The sequence below is a fragment of the Prochlorococcus sp. MIT 0701 genome, assembly GCF_000760295.1.
GTDB lineage: Bacteria > Cyanobacteriota > Cyanobacteriia > PCC-6307 > Cyanobiaceae > Prochlorococcus.
In genome coordinates this window covers 1-13,885 of the sequence record NZ_JNBA01000035.1, presented here as the reverse complement: position 1 = coordinate 13,885, position 13,885 = coordinate 1, and the positions used below count along the sequence as shown (strand labels likewise).

Below are 13,885 nucleotides of genomic sequence, written 5' to 3'. Positions count from 1 at the left end.
AGTTCGCCGACACCATCCGCTCCTTCGCACGTCGTCCGCTCTGCAACTTCTTCTTGAGCTGCAACGCACTCAATCCAGCTGCCTTCGCTAGCTCTTGACGACTCGCTGGCTCACCTGTTTTAGCTTCCAGTTCAGACTCAAGCTGCTCTAAAGACATCAACTCCTGCACCTGACGACCCAGCGTGATCTCCTGCTCATGGCTCAGCAGCGGCACTCGACCGATATCGCGCAGGTATGAACGCACCAGGTCGACATCTGAAAGCACCGCCAAGGGAGCCATACTGAATAACGAAACAGTCAGGTTTCCTAATTTACCATCGTTTGCCAAGAGCAAATCAATGCCTTGCGGACGAATTCCACTCGATTGCCAGAATGAAGAAGGCTTTAAAACCGAGAATTAACGTTTCATCTTCAAGCGCCATCAATAGAGACAGTCTGTTGAAGCGCCAAGCACTTGCAAATCCTTATCTATAACTATGCCCTCGCAGACCTCACCACATATTCCAAAGCACTCTTCCAGCCATTAAATGTTTAGAGATGAATCTGGTGCAGCTGGGTCTCGGCGCCCGCTGAAAGCCATGCTGAAAACATTGGCATGAAGCAACAAAGACTGCAAAAGCTGATTGCAGCGGCAGGACTCTGCTCCCGACGCCATGCAGAGCAACTCCTCCTGCAGGAACGGGTAACGTTGAATGGCCATCTTGCCAAACTTGGCGACAAGGCCAATCCAGAGCTTGACAAGATCTGTGTAGATGGGCGTTTGCTCAATTCCAACACCGAAACAAGAGTGTTGCTTTTCAACAAACCTGCGGGGGTGATCACTAGTTGTCATGATCCCCACGGGCGAGTGACTATCTTCAGCCTGCTGCCCGACAAACTATGCAAGGGTCTTCATCCTGTAGGCAGACTTGATGCCGATAGCCGAGGAGCTCTGCTCATCACCAACCAAGGGGAGCTCACGCTGCGATTGACCCACCCACGCTATGCGCATGACAAGACTTACCAAGTCTTGGTGGAAGGTAAACCCTCAGCCCTAGTGCTCTCAGACTGGAGGCATGGCGTAATGCTTGATGGGAAAACAACCTTGCCCGCTGAGCTAGAGCTTTTGCAATCACACCCAAATCAAAGCCTTTTGAAGGTGGTTCTAAGGGAAGGTCGCAACCGGCAAATCCGTCGCGTAGCCGAACAACTAGGTCACCCCGTATTAGACCTTCAACGCACTGCGATTGCAAATGTTGCCCTAGACGCATTACCAGAAGGGTGCTGGCGCGAACTTAACGAGAGAGAATGGACTCCCCTCCTAAAAATCACCAAGCCCTCAATGTGTTGATGCGCTTCATAAAGCCATCCAATTGAAACAACGATGCGACTAAACCTTCCATGGCAAAAATCAAGATCTGAAGTCGAAGCCAGACAAGATCCACAACAGATATTCCAGAACTCATTGCTGGAAGCTGGTCGTCAACTCAGAGAGCGTCGCGAACAGTGTGGAATGAGCCTGCGTGATTTAGCTGAAGAAACACGAATCACTACCCCAGTTCTAGAAGCAATTGAGCGGGGGTGGGTCAAACGACTACCAGAGCCAGCCTATCTGTGCTCAATGCTTCCGCTGCTGGAGCAGCATCTTGAACTAGCCCCAGGCAGCCTCAACGGGGCCATGCCAGAACGCAATGCTAGGAACCAGAGGCATTCCAACAGGGGCCTGACGCGATTCACCCCCGGCAGCATCGATGTCTTCACCACCTGGCAAGGGAGTGTGATTTATGCCGTGGTCATGCTCAGCAGCCTCTTGGCCCTCAATCACCAGCAAAAGCATCTTGCTGCAATCAACAGTCAAACACTATCGCCAATCACAGTCAGCCTTGAATCCCTTACTGATCAGCACACAAGCGAAACAGCCAACCCCGCCCTTGTTGGCCTAAGACCCCTGGAAGAAGCACGACAACGGTCTCCAGAACAATGGCTCAACGCAACCCTTATCCAGCACCAATCTCAGGGTGAGACAGGTCTACTGGAGATCAATCTCAGTCAGCCACGTATGCTCAAAATCAACAGCGCTGGGAAAGATCTCACAAATCTCAGAGAAGCTCAGGGGACACTCACTCTTCAATTGTTGCCACCCCTCCTACTAGAAATCAAGCCTCCAGCTGCTCCTGAGGACAGCGTGATTTGGAAGGGCCAGGCGCATACTCACGAACCCAATCATCCTGGGATTTACCGACTCGCAGATGCCATCAGCAAACCAGCTGCCGATTCAAGCGAACGTCCCCAGACAGCTCCTCTCTCGCCATAGCCGCTAAGGGCTCCATCAAGAGCTGAATCAAAGCAAGACAACCGCCAACACCAATTTCCCTCGATAGTGCCAGGGGTATTGAACCGAGCTACATCATCAAGATGAAGCAAATCCTGTAGAGGGGTCATCACTAAACACGCCTCTGTAGCTAGGCCCAGCTCCAGCAACTGCCAACCAGGGGCATGAACTGCACCCTTCAGTCGATCTACTACCCGCTCACGGACGGCAAGATCAAGCTGCTGCCACCAGCCCAGCGTCGTTGGATTGTCGTGAGTGCCTGTATAAACCACCCAGTGATGACCCTTAATATTTTCAGGTAGATAAGGATTACTGGGATTGCCATCAAAAGCAAACTGGAGAATTTTCATTCCAGGCAGACCAAATTGGTCTCGTAGCTCTTCCACATCAGGGGTAATCACTCCCAGATCTTCTGCAACAAGTGGCAAGATGCCACCAGCATCACGCCTTAGCCGCTGCAATAGAGCTGCACCTGGAGAAGATCGCCACTCCCCGTGCTCCGCTGTGGTATCAGATCCAGGAACTGCCCAATAAGACGCAAGCGCCCTGAAATGGTCGAGACGTAAAAGATCCACTTGTTGCCATTGACGCAAAAAGCGGCTACGCCACCAATGGAATCCACTCCAGCGATGCCGCCACCAGCGATAAACGGGCGTGCCCCAGAGTTGTCCTGTACTTGAGAAATAATCAGGGGGAACACCACTTTGGATCTCAAGCTCCCCTCCTTGAAGGATCGAAAACAGGCCCTGATGACTCCAGACGTCAGCGCTATCGCGCGCAACATAGAAAGGCAGATCACCAAACAACAAAACGCCAAGCTCGCCTGCTAGATGTCTCAGTGCCTGCCACTGCCGATCAAGCTGCCATTGCAGCAAACGATGTTCAAGCAGAGCCTCCTGATGATGACCTTTCCAGGCATTGAGAGCCCTACGTTGATGAGCTGCCAAGCCTTCCGGCCATTCCCACCAAGGGAGGCCTTGATGCTGACGACGGAGCTCCATAAATAAGACATGGTCCTCAAGCCAGAACTGCTTGCCACACCAACTCTCAAAAGCAAGATGATGGTCTCTAGCCTGCTCTGACCAAGCCTCCCTTAAAGCTATTCCAAGTCGCTCACTTCGAAGGTCTGCCAGAGCAAAATCAACCGATGAGCAAGGCTCCTGGATAGGAACTGTTCCTGGCAACTCACTAAGAACCGATGCTGAAAGGAAATCCTCATCAACAAGATCATCGGCATCAAGCAACCAAGGGTTAAGAGCAAAGCTTGAAGGGGAGCTGTAGGGAGACCCTGTCCCATCAGGAGGGGCCAAAGGCAGCAACTGCCACACGCCGATGTCATGGCGAGCAAGTGATTGCAACCAAGCCCTTGAAGGAGCACCGAAACTGCCGCAAACTGGACTTGCAGGCAGTGCTGTGGGATGAAGTAACACCCCGGTCGTGCGTACTAACGATGAGCTGCGCTCAACCATCAAAAAACACCAGAAAATAAAAACAACAGTGGAATCTGATCGTGGTCAGCATCTAGATCAGCCATTAGCCCCAATCAATCTTGGAAGGACTTAGGCCGGGTCGTTACATACTCGCAAGATCCTTGTCAGAAGTCTCGGTTAGTCCAAGAGCCAATGGACTTTTAACCCTAAGGAGCTGTAGTTGAGCAAGACTGTGATGCCGCTGTCCTCAACACGGTTGATGCCTACACAAGCTTCAGGCAGAACGCCAACGCCATCAAGCGTGGGTCACTGGATGGGGAAATATCCAGGCCGTACCTTGCTACGCCTGGCTGCGACCCTGGGTGGTCTTTGGCTGGCAAGCACGGCCCTGGGGCTGCTCTGGCCGGAGCCAGATCAAGTCGCCAAAGGCGATCCATCAGTGGACAAAGCAACCTCCCTAGCGCCGCTTCCCAAAGAACCAATCATCATCTTGTTAGTGGGCATTGATTCGAACCAACTGAACGATCTCACAAACCAAGCTGCACCAATGGGTTCAGCCAATGCCGACAGCCTGATGCTCGTGAAGGTAGCGGCCAAGCAACCTGTTGAAGTGCTTCAGCTGCCGATTGAACTCGCTGTGACCCTGCCTGGAAGCAATGGGATGCAACCACTAGCGTCAAGTTACGAACGGGGGGGTATTGCCCTTACCGCCGATGTAATTGCTGAGATCCTCGGCCTTACAAAAGGACAACCCCACCGCTTTGTGGTGATCCCCCGCAAAGCTCTAAGAGTCCTTGTCGATGGACTCGGAGATGTGGAGGTCAACCTCAACGCGCCTTTTAAACACAAAGACAATGCCCAGAACTATTCGGTGGACTTGCAAGCAGGACGGCAGAGACTCAATGGAGGAGAGGTAGAACAACTGGTTCGCTACCGCGCTGGTCCTGAAGAAGAAAGCGGTCGGCGTCAAAGGCAACAATGGATCCTGAACGGTCTGTCTAGACAGTTGCGACAGCCGAACACCCTCGCGAAACTCCCCAAACTTCTTAAAGAGTTTTCAAAAGAAGTGCAAACCGATTTAACCCCTCGTGAGTTGTTAAGCCTCACGGCAGCGGCTCTTAGCAACAATCAATTCCCAATCCTCAGCGAGTTACCTCTAGCCCCACGAGCCGGGGAACAAAGCCTGCGGCAACTCAAAGCAAGCCACCCCATGCCGCTCTGGCCGCAGGGCAACTAACAGGGCCTCATCAATCGGACGACAACAGCATCAGCCTTCGGCGCAATTGCGCCACGACCTCCTCCAAAGGGGGCTCCTGCTGCAAGCAGCCCCCATTAGGAACTGCTGACAAAGCTGAGGGATCATCTTGAAGCAAGCCGAACCACGGCAAACCATCAGAGCGGCGAAGGCTGAGGTCCCATGAGCCGCCCAATTGCAGAACCCCGATCAGTGGAACATCGAGAGCCGCACAGAGCGCTACATAAGCAGGTGCCGCCCCAGGAATCTCCCCGGAGGGCAAAGGCGAGACCATCAAAATGGTGGGCTGGCGCCATGCTCCCAGAGCCTCCAACCAGCTACCACCATCTGGATGAAGCATGGCTGGATCACCACTCAGTCGAACCATTCCTCCCTCCGAAGACAACAAACCAAGAACCTGATGGGGATTTTCAGAGCAGCGGTGATGGCTCAACTCCCCTCCCCAAGCGCTAGCCAAAAGCAAGCAACCAGGCCGCATCCGAGCATCAGGGAGGGGACCTGCACCAACCAGAAAAGGGATGGGAGCAATCATCAGGCGACCCTACAGAGAGAAGAAGTTGAGATGAGAGCCTTTGCAGCACTAGCATCGGAGTACAGCTGATATTGCTCGCTGGCGACGTGACGAGTTTTCTGACCGCAGCCCGTACCGAACAAGAGAGCATCAGCTATGACATGCAGCGTCTGCGCTTGTTCAGCGGCACCTCCAATCCAGCTCTTGCAAGAGAGATTGCGGCCTACCTAGGTGTTCCCGATGGTCCAAGGATCTGCAAACGGTTCGCTGATGGTGAGCTCTATGTACAAATCCAGGAATCGATCCGAGGTTGTGACGTCTTCCTGATACAGCCCACCTGCGCTCCAGTGAACGACAATTTGATGGAGCTGCTGATCATGGTGGATGCCTGTCAGCGCGCCTCTGCCAGGCAGATCACGGCTGTAGTCCCCTACTACGGCTATGCAAGAGCCGACCGCAAAACGGCTGGCCGCGAGTCAATCACTGCCAAGCTCACAGCAAACCTGCTGGTGAAGTCTGGCGTGAACAGAGTCCTCGCCATGGATCTGCATTCCGCCCAAATCCAGGGCTACTTTGACATCCCTTGCGATCACATCTACGGCTCACCAGTCCTGGTTGATTACCTCGCAGCACAAGAACTTAACGAAGTCGTGGTGGTGTCTCCAGACGTGGGAGGAGTTGCACGAGCCCGAGCCTTTGCAAAACAAATGAGGGATGCGCCACTGGCAATTATTGACAAGCGCCGATCAGGTCACAACGTTGCCGAAAGTCTCACAGTGATCGGCGATGTAGCTGGAAAAACAGCCATCCTGATCGACGACATGATCGACACTGGGGGAACCATTTGCTCAGGAGCTCGTCTACTTCGACAAGAAGGGGCTAAACGGGTCATTGCCTGTGCCTCCCATGCCGTGTTTTCGCCCCCAGCCTGCGAACGATTATCCGAAGAAGGCTTATTCGAACAAGTCTTGGTTACCAACAGCATTCCCATCGCAGCGGAACGACGCTTCCCTCAATTGCAGATACTTTCAGTGGCTAATATGCTTGGCGAAGCCATTTGGCGCATCCATGAGGAAAGCTCTGTGAGCTCAATGTTTAGAGGATAAGCCTGAGATTAAATCTAAACTTAGCTGCTAAGCGATAGAAGCGACTCTTATTAGAGTCTCTCATGAATGTTTTAGGCACTCAAATTCGAGCAAAATCAATAAGCCTTAACCCTCTAGTGCTTTTCAGTTAATCGTAAATTGCTCGCTCTTTGAAACGCTTCATGATTAGGGCAAAGGCATTGCAATCAGCCAAGGCCTTAAGTCCTATTCATAAGGCCCCTCCTTATCGACAAAAGTGCTGCTGGAGAAGAAGCTCAAACAGACTCTTAAGAAGCCTTCTATAAAAAATGTAGAAAGGCCTAATTATTCGTTTACACAGCCTGCCATTCAAAGTCCTCAAAAGGAATTGGCTTAGCCTGACTAGGGATAAGCTACGAGAGGCAAAGGTCAAGTATTTCCGTTTCAAGCTTATTACTCAAGCAACCTTGATGGTTTCCATCGCTTGCCTCAATACATCTCAACACTTTCGCAAAAGATCGCTTTCATTTAGAGTTTAAATCGATAGCTAATGAGCCTAAAATTAGATCAGCGAAAACAAAACTCCATACTCATACCAATCTGTTGCTTGGTAAAATTTATGCTTATATTATATGCATAGAGCGCTGGCTTGCTTTTTGGAAGATAATGGATCTGAGCATATATTGCAGTTAAATTCTGCTCTATTTTTCTAGAATTAGCAATGATATTATCAACAACCACTAAATCAACTCCTGCCGCAAAAAAAATCCGCCAATCGACACAGGCAGGCAGCAGAGAGAAGAAACTAAATTTCATTTTGAATTATACGATTACTCTGATCAGCATGCCATTAGCAACTAGGCTGTATTGCATTGGCTCTTAAAAAATTTATCACTCTCATTCCCTTGCCATGACTCAACTAAGTCTAATTGAGTTGGAAAAGCAGGCCTCTGATGCTGGTCTGCTACTGAGGCTGAAGGAGGGAAGGCCACTCAATCTCTGGTCCTTAAAGTTAGTCGTAGCAGAGGCTCTCGATGCGAATCGTATTCAACTTTGGGGAGAGATGAAGGCCTGGGCCTATGGAGGTGTGAAGGGATTACAGCTCGACACAATGCGTGTTCATCCTGAAGCACCCGCTGGAGTAGGTGATCTCATCTGGGCTGGCACCATGGCCTGGGCACTTGAAGCCACTCCTTGTAAACAGGCGCGACTGCTAGCAATTTTTGATGCTGGCCAGCAGCACCATCGCTTAATTCGTTATTTCAGGCAACGTGGATTTCTTACTGTCCGCGAACTAGGTGCAGCGCCGATGGATTTCCCACTCAGGTTGATCTGGGGGGGAGCAGGAGCGTTGATGGTTGGAAGGTGCAGTGAGGTGCTAGAGCGTAATGGCCGTCGTTGGCAAACATGTCGGGGATTGGATCGCAGAGATCATTCGTCACCAGCGTGATAACTGCTTCGCACTAGAGGCCCACTACGCACCTGAGCAAATCCAAGCTTACGAGCAACTTCAGCCAAGTTCTTGAAGTCCTCAGGATGCCAATAACGATGCACCGGAATATGTGCCAATGAAGGGCGCAGATACTGACCCAATGTGACCCGTTGACAATCAACAGAACGGAGATCCTCAAGAGTCTGAACCACCTCTTCTTGCTCTTCTCCTAGCCCCAACATCAAGCCTGATTTGGTAGGAATGTTGGGAGCGAGTTCCCGAGCTGCAGCCAGCAGATTGAGAGAATGGTGATAAGTGGCTCCCCGCCGAACCTTGCTTTGCAGCCTTTCGACAGTTTCGAGGTTGTGGTTGAAACAAACTGGTGCAGCCGCGAGCAACTGCGTGAGGCGTTCTCTCTGAGCCTGTAATGCCTCGGCCAGATCAGCGGCTCCGCCCCAAAAATCCGGCGTAAGAACTTCTATCTCAATAAGAGGATTTCGCTGGCGAATGGCCGCCATGGTGTCAGTAAAAATACTGACGCCATGGTCGGGCAAATCATCCCTTGCTACTGCAGTAAGAACCACATAACGAAGACCCATCTGCTGCACCGCATCTGCAACTCGCTCTGCTTCGAGCGGATCGATTGCCTGAGGAGATTGGCCTTTCATTACCTGGCAGAAAGCACAACTACGAGTACAGATCGATCCTCCTAGGAGAAAAGTTGCTGTGCCGGCTGCGTAACACTCGCCGCGATTGGGACAACGCCCTTCCTCACAAATGGTGTGTAGCTGATTCCCCTTCACCAGCTGCTGCATTTGCTCCAACTGGGAGACGGTGCCGATGGGGCGACGCAACCATTCCGGAAGGCGCTCCGAGGGCAAAATGGTGCTGTATTTGGTCTGGCGATTGGTGGAAGACATTGCTTTATTGCATAGCTCGACGGCCTTCAAGCGCACGAGTCAGAGTGACTTCGTCGGCATACTCCAACTCACTACCAACAGGAAGGCCGTAGGCGATTCGACTCACTTGGGTAAACGGCTTTAACAACCGTGCCAGGTAAAGGCTAGTGGTATCACCTTCAACACTGGGAGTGAGAGCGAGAATGACCTCGCTGATGCCATCTCGATCAACGCGTTGAATCAAGCTGGGGATCTGTAGCATGTCCGGCCCGATACCATCCATAGGTGAAATCAGTCCACCTAGGACGTGATAGCGGCCCTTGTATTCCCTCGTTCTTTCGAGAGCTAGCAGATCTCGGGAATCAGCCACCACACAAAGCAATTCATCGCATCGCGTACCATCACGGCAAATGTCGCATAGAGGCTCCGCGCTGAGATGAAAACAGGTCTGACATTGCCCCACTTGAGAACGGGCCGCGAGGAGGGCCTCAGCAAAAGCGCGGATTTGATCTTCTGGTTGTCTCAACAGATGCAGGGCAAGTCTCTGGGCCGTTCGTGGCCCAATCCCAGGCAGACGCTCGAACTGGTCGATCAAGCGAGCCAGGGGTCGAGTAAAGCCGCTCAGAGGTCCGCCGCAGATACTGGGAATCTTGGCAGTTCACCAGGTGGCAATTGTTGATCAAGCAAAGACCGTACGCCGGCAGAATGGTGTGCAAGTCCGGTTCTATTCCGATGCTTGAACTTGTGCGAACCATTTCACGTGTGGGTTTCGCTTGTGCTCTTGTGATGCTGCTCGCTGCCTGCAGTGGTTCATATGCAGGCATGAACTCCTTCCAGAGCCCGGATGGTCGTTATGCATTCCTTTATCCCAATGGATGGAGCCGTGTGAGCATGAGTGGAGGGCCTCAGGTGGTATTTCACGACTTAATCAACAGCGATGAAACAGTAAGTTTGGCTGTTTCGAAAGTTGACGAAAAGGGAGATCTGCAAACCCTAGGCAGTCCAATCGCAATTGGGGAACGTTTAAGCCGTGAAGTGATTGCACCTCAAGGCAGTGGGCGAGAGGCTGAGTTAGTAGACGCCAATCAGCGTGAGGCAGGAGGACGCATCTTTTACGATCTGGAGTATACAGTTCATCTTCAAGATCGAGAACGTCATGAGCTGGCAACAGTAGTAGTTGACCGGGGGCGTTTATATACATTAGCAGCAAGCACTAACGAGTTTAGATGGAATAAAGTCAAGGACTTATTCGAAGAGGTAATCACATCGTTCACATTCTTAATCTGAAAACTACAGACGCTATTAGACTATTAGAAAGCTAATATAAGCAATAGTCTTATTTTTTAAACCCAACAGATTGGAAGTAAAAGCCAACCTATAACCCTTACTTACATTTTCCTTTACATCATGAAGCAAAAGCTGGCAGATGACTTCAAATCAACTTTCCATTTAAGAGACTAAGAAGACTTATTCAGATTAGATCTAGATGCCTATCTATTTAGAATAGGAATCGATAAAGCGAGCCATTAGCTTCCGCAGCCTCTGGCCATTCAGTTTCTAGGTAGCTGATACCATTGCTAAAGAATGGTTTGGCTTCTAGTCGCGTTGTTTCAAGCTCGGTGGTACCCATGGCTGTAATTAAACCTCCAAGCTCCAAAGGCCCCATGTCTGTCTTGATGTTACGTCCTGCAGCTGTTATCAATGCTGGAAGTCGAACAAGATTCTCAGGCCGAGTGAGCTTCCTAAAAAGACTCTTGAGGACTAATTGTTGACGACGCAAGCGACCAAAATCTCCTTCTCCATCATGGCGCCAACGCAAAAATCCCTCGAGATCTTGACCTTTCAAGACCTGAGTGCCCGCCTGAAGATCAATATAAAGACCCTGGGATTGATCTTGATAATAAAGGCGCTTTGGTACATCAACCTCAATACCTCCCAATAAGTCTGCAATAGTTCTGATCCCTTCAAGATTAACAAGGATGTGATGGCTAATGGGGCGATGCATCAGCCGAGTCAACTCACTTTTTACAGCTTCAATACCACCATATGCATACAATGCATTAACTTTCATTGGCCCAAAATTACGCGAATTGATATAACTATCACGTGGAATCTGGATGATTCGTGTTTCGCCCCCCGCGACTCGAATTGTGAAGATCACATCCGTGTTACCCCGACCTGCATCCATGCCGAGCACCACGACATCACGATTGCCAAAGCCTTGCCAAGCATTGAAGGGGTTGCTAATCGCAAACAGGGGAGTGGTTTTACCTGCAGTCTTTTGTGTGAGTGATCGACTGAGTGGAATTGAAAGTAACAGGCCTGCGATCAGCCCCACGCCAATGGCAGTGGTCATTGAACGCCAACCAGAACTGCCTTGATGCTTGGGAGTCATATCACCATCTTAGAGCCCTTTAGATTTTTCTCTAAAAAAGTGCTCTGCTGCTTTAAGCAAAGTCTAACCAACGCTCAATTGTGTTGGACTGCTCGAATTAATCATAAGCTCATTTTAATTTTCAACTGTTGCTTGCTACAAGATCTTTAATCAGTGCAAAGAAGATGCTGCTTTTATTTCTCAGTAGAAGAGGCCAAGACTTACAAAAAATCAAGCCTCTGTTTGGCACCCTGTGTCGATAAGGCAACAAAATGAGCTAGGCTATAGTTGATCGACAACGCAATAATGGTGCCATATGGATATTGCACTAATCAGAAGATATCTCACAAATATGACAGGCCAAAGTCTCGACAAAAGTTGATTCAGACCAACAGCAATTCGTCAGTACGCAAACCAGCCTGAACTCGCCAGAGATCCCTATAGATACCTGATTGCTTCAAAAGTGAATCGTGAGTACCTTGCTCGACGATATTACCTTGATCCATAACAATAATCTGATCCGCATGCCTCACAGTACTGAGGCGATGTGCAATCACAACAGTGGTTCGGTTTTTGGTGATATGCATCAAAGAACGTTGAATCGCTGCTTCTGTCTCATTATCAACGGCAGCGGTGGCCTCATCCAAGATCAGAATCGGTGCTTGCTTGAGAATTGCCCTAGCCAGGGCAATTCGTTGACGCTGACCACCAGAAAGACGTTGCCCACGTTCACCCACCAACGTATTGAAACCATGCGGGAGGGCTTTAATAAACTCTGAGGCTTCAGCCAAATCTGCCGCATCATCAATTGTTTCCTGAGTTGTCTCGGGACTGCCATACGCAATGTTTTCAGAAACTGTTCCATGAAATAAATAGACTTCTTGACTGACCAGTGCGATTGAACGACGTAGATCCCTTAACTTGAGCATGTCAATCGGCTGTCCATCCAGAAGAATCCGTCCAGAGCTGAGTGGATAAAGCCTCAACAAGAGTTTCACCAGGGTGCTTTTTCCTGACCCTGTTGCTCCCACAATTCCGATCGTGCAGCCAGCGGGAATATCAAGATTGAAGTGAGTTAGAAGAGGAGCACGGCCTTGGTAATGGAAGCCCACATCCTCAAAGCACAAAGCGCCCCGCACTCGTGCTGTTATCAACGGCTGTGATCCTTCAATGATGGTAATCGGAGTATCGATCAAGTCCAGCACACGATTGGTGGAGGCCATTGAACGCTGATATTCGTCAAGTGTGCGGCCAAGGGTTGTAAGGGGCCACAGCAAGCGTTGCGTGATAAAAACGAGCACGCTGTAAAGCCCAACAGCCATTTGCCCCTTCCATGCCTGAAGGCCTCCAATCACCAAGATGGCCAAAAAGGCAAACAAAATGGCAAAGCGAATCAGAGGAATGAAGGCTGCTGAAAGTTTGATTGCCTGCTTATTGCTGCAGCGATAGGCCTCACTGCGATAGCGAATTTGCTCTAGTTCCCAGGCTTCTGTAGCGAAACTCTTGATTGTGAACATCCCGCCGAGGTTGTTGCTGAGATGAGCAGCCAGCTCACCAGCTTTATCTCTGACCTCGCGGTAATGCGGAGCCAACCGCCGCTGAAATTGAATTGATCCCCATAAGATCACTGGGATAGGCAAAAAGGCGAACAAGGCAACGCCTGGAGCGACGAAGACCATCGCCCCACCTACCAACAGCACAGTTGTAATCAACTGCAAGATCTGATTGGCCCCGTAGTCGAGAAATCGTTCTAATTGGTTGATGTCGTCATTAAGAACAGCCATCAGCCGTCCACTGCTATCTGCCTCGAAAAACGCCATCTCCAAATTCTGGAGGTGGTTATAGGCCTTAAGGCGAAGATTGTGCTGCGTTGTCTGGGCGAGATTGCGCCACAACACGCCATAAAGATATTCAAAGAAGGATTCAGCACTCCAGATCAGAAAAGAGAGCAACGCAAGAAATCCCAATTGGCTAGGGACAGTGCTAAAGCCAAGATTCGCTAACCAGGAGGTTTGCTCGTGTACGACGACGTCAATGGCCAGACCGATGAGTACCGGCGGGGCGAGATCAAACAGTTTGTTGAGAATGGAGCAAGTGGTTGCCGCAAGAATCAGGCGCCGATGAGGCTTAAGGCTGCTGAGCAGCCTTCTCAGTGGACTTGCAGTGCGCCGAACGTGAAAAGCCATAAACCTTGGGCACTACCTTCATTCAAGCGCTACAAGGTTTCGGATCAAAGCATTGAGCTGAAAGCTTGCTGAGCAATTCCGTCTGAACTGTTCATTTGGCCTGAAAGGGGGTAGAACTTAAATACTTGAAGGAGGTTCGATGACCCGTTCGCGAGCGTTCAATCGATTCCATCGCTTCACCGCAAAGAAACGCAGGCTCAGTCTTCGTGCAGCAGTTCCAAATCTGCAAGACGACGTTAGTTCTGGCAATGAAGCGGTTAACCACCGCGAAGAGCTCCACCAACGGGCTTGGCAAAAGGATCTAATGCTCGAATTAATCGATCCAGAAGAAGCTTGTTAACACGAAAAAGGCCACCCTATGGGTGGCCTTTTTGAAAAGGCTAAGGCCAGTGATTTACCAGCGGTTTCCGCCGCCGCCGCCGC

Annotated in this window: 15 protein-coding genes; 7 read left to right on the top strand and 8 right to left on the bottom strand. The window is 50.5% G+C overall.

The annotated features are described in order from the left end of the window. A partial coding sequence (locus tag EV12_RS09045; protein ID WP_036914739.1) for a sigma-70 factor domain-containing protein occupies positions 1–280 on the bottom strand: 280 nt, incomplete at its 3' end. A gap of 315 nt (positions 281–595) precedes the next feature. Between EV12_RS09045 and EV12_RS09040 the strand changes: the two genes are divergently transcribed. Together EV12_RS09040 and EV12_RS09035 are read left to right on the top strand one after the other, a co-directional pair. Beyond that, a complete protein-coding gene (locus EV12_RS09040; RefSeq protein WP_036914737.1) occupies positions 596–1,330 on the top strand; it encodes a pseudouridine synthase in 735 nt (244 codons plus the stop codon). A 33-nt stretch (positions 1,331–1,363) separates the two neighbouring features. After that, positions 1,364–2,293 (top strand): helix-turn-helix domain-containing protein, encoded by a 930-nt coding sequence (locus tag EV12_RS09035; RefSeq protein WP_036914735.1) that lies wholly within the window; start codon positions 1,364–1,366, stop codon positions 2,291–2,293. On the opposite strand, the gene malQ is transcribed toward EV12_RS09035, so the two are convergent. Further along, positions 2,215–3,780 carry a 4-alpha-glucanotransferase gene (gene malQ / locus EV12_RS09030; protein WP_036914732.1) on the bottom strand — a complete coding sequence of 522 codons (1,566 nt, stop codon included), beginning with the start codon at positions 3,778–3,780 and terminating at the stop codon, positions 2,215–2,217. The genes EV12_RS09035 and malQ overlap by 79 nt on opposite strands. A 220-nt stretch (positions 3,781–4,000) precedes the next feature. Between malQ and EV12_RS09025 the strand changes: the two genes are divergently transcribed. Then, positions 4,001–4,978: an LCP family protein gene (locus EV12_RS09025; RefSeq protein WP_052039518.1), complete on the top strand. Its 978-nt coding sequence runs from the start codon at positions 4,001–4,003 to the stop codon at positions 4,976–4,978. Positions 4,979–4,988: 10 nt separating this feature from the next. Here EV12_RS09025 and EV12_RS09020 read toward each other — a convergent pair whose 3' ends face one another. Beyond that, a complete protein-coding gene (locus EV12_RS09020) occupies positions 4,989–5,528 on the bottom strand; it encodes a hypothetical protein (RefSeq protein WP_036914729.1) in 540 nt (179 codons plus the stop codon). A gap of 86 nt (positions 5,529–5,614) precedes the next feature. Here EV12_RS09020 and EV12_RS09015 point away from each other — a divergent pair, with 86 nt between their 5' ends. Beyond that, entirely contained in the window at positions 5,615–6,613 is a 999-nt protein-coding gene (locus EV12_RS09015) for a ribose-phosphate pyrophosphokinase (protein ID WP_036914742.1), read from the top strand. Positions 6,614–7,138: 525 nt separating this feature from the next. Here the strand turns inward: EV12_RS09015 and EV12_RS09010 are convergent. Then, positions 7,139–7,387, bottom strand: coding sequence for a hypothetical protein (locus EV12_RS09010; protein WP_036914727.1), 249 nt, complete (start codon positions 7,385–7,387; stop codon positions 7,139–7,141). A gap of 94 nt (positions 7,388–7,481) precedes the next feature. Between EV12_RS09010 and EV12_RS09005 the strand changes: the two genes are divergently transcribed. After that, positions 7,482–8,021 carry a hypothetical protein gene (locus EV12_RS09005; protein WP_036914726.1) on the top strand — a complete coding sequence of 180 codons (540 nt, stop codon included), beginning with the start codon at positions 7,482–7,484 and terminating at the stop codon, positions 8,019–8,021. Here the strand turns inward: EV12_RS09005 and lipA are convergent. Both lipA and recR read right to left on the bottom strand, forming a co-directional pair. After that, positions 8,003–8,923, bottom strand: coding sequence for a lipoyl synthase (gene lipA, locus EV12_RS09000; protein ID WP_036914724.1), 921 nt, complete (start codon positions 8,921–8,923; stop codon positions 8,003–8,005). The genes EV12_RS09005 and lipA overlap by 19 nt on opposite strands. Positions 8,924–8,927: 4 nt before the next feature. After that, the gene (recR, locus tag EV12_RS08995) at positions 8,928–9,497 is read right to left on the bottom strand and encodes a recombination mediator RecR (protein ID WP_036914722.1); all 570 of its coding nucleotides are present in this window, start codon (positions 9,495–9,497) and stop codon (positions 8,928–8,930) included. Positions 9,498–9,634: 137 nt separating this feature from the next. Between recR and psbP the strand changes: the two genes are divergently transcribed. Then, the gene (gene psbP / locus EV12_RS08990; protein ID WP_052039517.1) at positions 9,635–10,189 is read left to right on the top strand and encodes a photosystem II reaction center PsbP; all 555 of its coding nucleotides are present in this window, start codon (positions 9,635–9,637) and stop codon (positions 10,187–10,189) included. A 211-nt stretch (positions 10,190–10,400) separates the two neighbouring features. Here psbP and EV12_RS08985 read toward each other — a convergent pair whose 3' ends face one another. Continuing rightward, on the bottom strand, positions 10,401–11,297 hold the full coding sequence (locus EV12_RS08985; protein ID WP_036914720.1) for an LCP family protein: 897 nt from the start codon (positions 11,295–11,297) through the stop codon (positions 10,401–10,403). 362 nt (positions 11,298–11,659) lie between these two features. Continuing rightward, on the bottom strand, positions 11,660–13,462 hold the full coding sequence (locus tag EV12_RS08980) for an ABC transporter ATP-binding protein (RefSeq protein WP_036914718.1): 1,803 nt from the start codon (positions 13,460–13,462) through the stop codon (positions 11,660–11,662). A gap of 139 nt (positions 13,463–13,601) precedes the next feature. On the opposite strand from EV12_RS08980, the gene EV12_RS08975 reads away from it, so the two are divergent. Then, the gene (locus EV12_RS08975; protein ID WP_036914716.1) at positions 13,602–13,802 is read left to right on the top strand and encodes a hypothetical protein; all 201 of its coding nucleotides are present in this window, start codon (positions 13,602–13,604) and stop codon (positions 13,800–13,802) included. Positions 13,803–13,885: the final 83 nt, after the last annotated feature.

Excerpts from the sequence above, each read along its gene's own strand:
- EV12_RS08985 (WP_036914720.1), bottom strand. The coding sequence starts at position 11,297 with ATGACTCCCAAGCATCAAGGCAGTTCTGGTTGGCGTTCAATGACCACT.
- psbP (WP_052039517.1), top strand. The coding sequence starts at position 9,635 with ATGCTTGAACTTGTGCGAACCATTTCACGTGTGGGTTTCGCTTGTGCT.
- EV12_RS09020 (WP_036914729.1), bottom strand. The coding sequence starts at position 5,528 with ATGATTGCTCCCATCCCTTTTCTGGTTGGTGCAGGTCCCCTCCCTGAT.
- EV12_RS09005 (WP_036914726.1), top strand. The coding sequence starts at position 7,482 with ATGACTCAACTAAGTCTAATTGAGTTGGAAAAGCAGGCCTCTGATGCT.
- lipA (WP_036914724.1), bottom strand. The coding sequence starts at position 8,923 with ATGTCTTCCACCAATCGCCAGACCAAATACAGCACCATTTTGCCCTCG.
- malQ (WP_036914732.1), bottom strand. The coding sequence starts at position 3,780 with ATGGTTGAGCGCAGCTCATCGTTAGTACGCACGACCGGGGTGTTACTT.
- EV12_RS09025 (WP_052039518.1), top strand. The coding sequence starts at position 4,001 with ATGCCTACACAAGCTTCAGGCAGAACGCCAACGCCATCAAGCGTGGGT.
- EV12_RS08980 (WP_036914718.1), bottom strand. The coding sequence starts at position 13,462 with ATGGCTTTTCACGTTCGGCGCACTGCAAGTCCACTGAGAAGGCTGCTC.
- EV12_RS09040 (WP_036914737.1), top strand. The coding sequence starts at position 596 with ATGAAGCAACAAAGACTGCAAAAGCTGATTGCAGCGGCAGGACTCTGC.
- EV12_RS08975 (WP_036914716.1), top strand. The coding sequence starts at position 13,602 with ATGACCCGTTCGCGAGCGTTCAATCGATTCCATCGCTTCACCGCAAAG.
- EV12_RS09035 (WP_036914735.1), top strand. The coding sequence starts at position 1,364 with ATGCGACTAAACCTTCCATGGCAAAAATCAAGATCTGAAGTCGAAGCC.
- EV12_RS09010 (WP_036914727.1), bottom strand. The coding sequence starts at position 7,387 with ATGAAATTTAGTTTCTTCTCTCTGCTGCCTGCCTGTGTCGATTGGCGG.